The sequence below is a fragment of the Kitasatospora sp. A2-31 genome (assembly GCF_022288725.1).
Taxonomy (GTDB): domain Bacteria; phylum Actinomycetota; class Actinomycetes; order Streptomycetales; family Streptomycetaceae; genus Kitasatospora.
Genome location: NZ_JAKNTA010000097.1, coordinates 1 through 2,006, shown reverse-complemented (window position 1 = coordinate 2,006; position 2,006 = coordinate 1). Strand labels below are relative to the sequence as shown.

Sequence of the window (2,006 nt, the reverse complement as noted above, 5' to 3'; positions counted from 1 at the left end):
GACCGTGAACATCTGCTCCTCACTGGCGAGCGAGCGGGAGTCGGTACCGCGCTTGAGGTACGGGCCGTACCGGCCGTTCTGCGCGGTGATCTCCACGCCCTCAGCGTCGACGCCGACCACGCGCGGCAGCGAGAGCAGCTTCAGCGCGTCCTCCAGCGTGACGGTGTCCAGCGACATCGTCTTGAGCAGCGAGGCGGTGCGCGGCTTCACGGCGTTCTTGCCGGTCTTGGGCGTGCCCTCCGGCAGGATCTCGGTCACGTAGGGGCCGAAGCGGCCCTTCTTGGCGACCAGCATGTTGCCGCTGACCGGGTCGGGTCCGAGCTCGTAGTCGCCGCTCGGGCTGGCCAGCAGCTCCTCGGCGAGCTCGACGGTGAGCTCGTCCGGCGGCAGGTCGTCCGGGATGTCGGCGCGCTGGCCCGGCTCGCCCTCGACGGCGGAGGCACGCTCGACGTACGGGCCGTAGCGGCCGACCCGCAGCGTGATGTCCTCGCTGATCCGGAACGAGCTGATCTCCCGGGCGTCGATGGCGCCGAGGTCGGTGACCAGCTCCTTCAGACCGCCCAGGTGGTCGCCGTCGCCGTTGCCGGCCTCGGCGGCGCCACCGGTCGCGTGGCCCTCGCCCTCGCCGAAGTAGAAGCGCTTCAGCCACGGGACGGACTGCGCCTCACCGGCGGCGATCCGGTCGAGGTCGTCCTCCATCTTCGCGGTGAAGTCGTAGTCGACCAGCCGGCCGAAGTGCTTCTCCAGCAGGTTGACCACGGCGAAGGAGAGGAACGACGGCACGAGCGCCGTCCCCTTCTTGAAGACGTAGCGGCGGCCGATGATCGTGTCGATGATCGAGGCGTAGGTGGAGGGGCGGCCGATCTCCCGGTCCTCCAGCTCCTTGACCAGCGACGCCTCGGTGTAGCGGGCCGGCGGCTTGGTCGCGTGGCCCTCCGGGGTGAGCTGCTCGGCGGCCAGCGGGTCGCCCTCGGCGACCTGGGGCAGCCGGCGCTCGCGGTCGTCGAGCTCGGCGTTCGGGTCGTCCGCGCCCTCGACGTAGGCCTTGAGGAAGCCGTGGAAGGTGATGATCTTGCCGGAGGCGGAGAACTCGGCGTCCCGCCCGTCCGCGGCGCGGCCGCCGACCTTGACGGTGACCGACTGGCCGACCGCGTCCTTCATCTGGGAGGCGACGGTGCGCATCCAGATCAGCTCGTAGAGCCGGAAGTCGTCACCGGTCAGACCGGTCTCGGCCGGGGTGCGGAAGCGGTCGCCGGACGGGCGGACGGCCTCGTGCGCCTCCTGCGCGTTCTTCACCTTGCTGGCGTACGTGCGCGGCGCGTCCGGCAGGTAGTCGGCGCCGTAGAGCTGGGTGACCTGCGCGCGGGCGGCCGCCACGGCGGTGTCCGAGAGCGTCGTCGAGTCGGTACGCATATAGGTGATGAAGCCGTTCTCGTACAGCTTCTGGGCCACCTGCATGGTCCGCTTGGCGCCGAAGCCCAGCTTGCGGCTGGCCTCCTGCTGCAGCGTGGTGGTGCGGAACGGCGCGTACGGCGAGCGGCGGTAGGGCTTGGACTCGACGCTGCGGACGCTGAACGCGGTCTGCTCCAGGGCGGCGGCCAGCGCGCGGGCGGCCTGCTCGTCCAGGTGCAGGGTGTTGGTGCTGCTCGCCTTCAGCCGACCGTCCGGGCCGAAGTCGCGGCCGCTGGCGATCCGCTTGCCGTCGACGGCGGAGAGGCGGGCGCCGAAGGTCTCCGGGTTGGCGGCGTCGGCCGGGGTGCGGCCGGTGCCGAAGGTGCCGACCAGGTCCCAGTAGGAAGCGGTGCGGAAGGCCATACGCTCGCGCTCGCGCTCGACCACGAGGCGGGTCGCGACCGACTGCACGCGGCCGGCCGAGAGCTTCGGCATGACCTTCTTCCACAGCACCGGCGAGACCTCGAAGCCGTAGAGGCGGTCGAGGATGCGGCGGGTCTCCCCGGGGGGGGCCCGGGGCGGGGTTTGCCCGCGCGGGGGTGGCGCCGGCCCCC

The 2,006-nt window shown here is 71.8% G+C and carries 1 protein-coding gene; it reads right to left on the bottom strand.

From position 1 onward, the window contains the following. On the bottom strand, positions 1 to 2,006 hold a 2,006-nt coding region (gene topA, locus MCM47_RS39825; RefSeq protein WP_238951732.1), incomplete at both ends, for a type I DNA topoisomerase.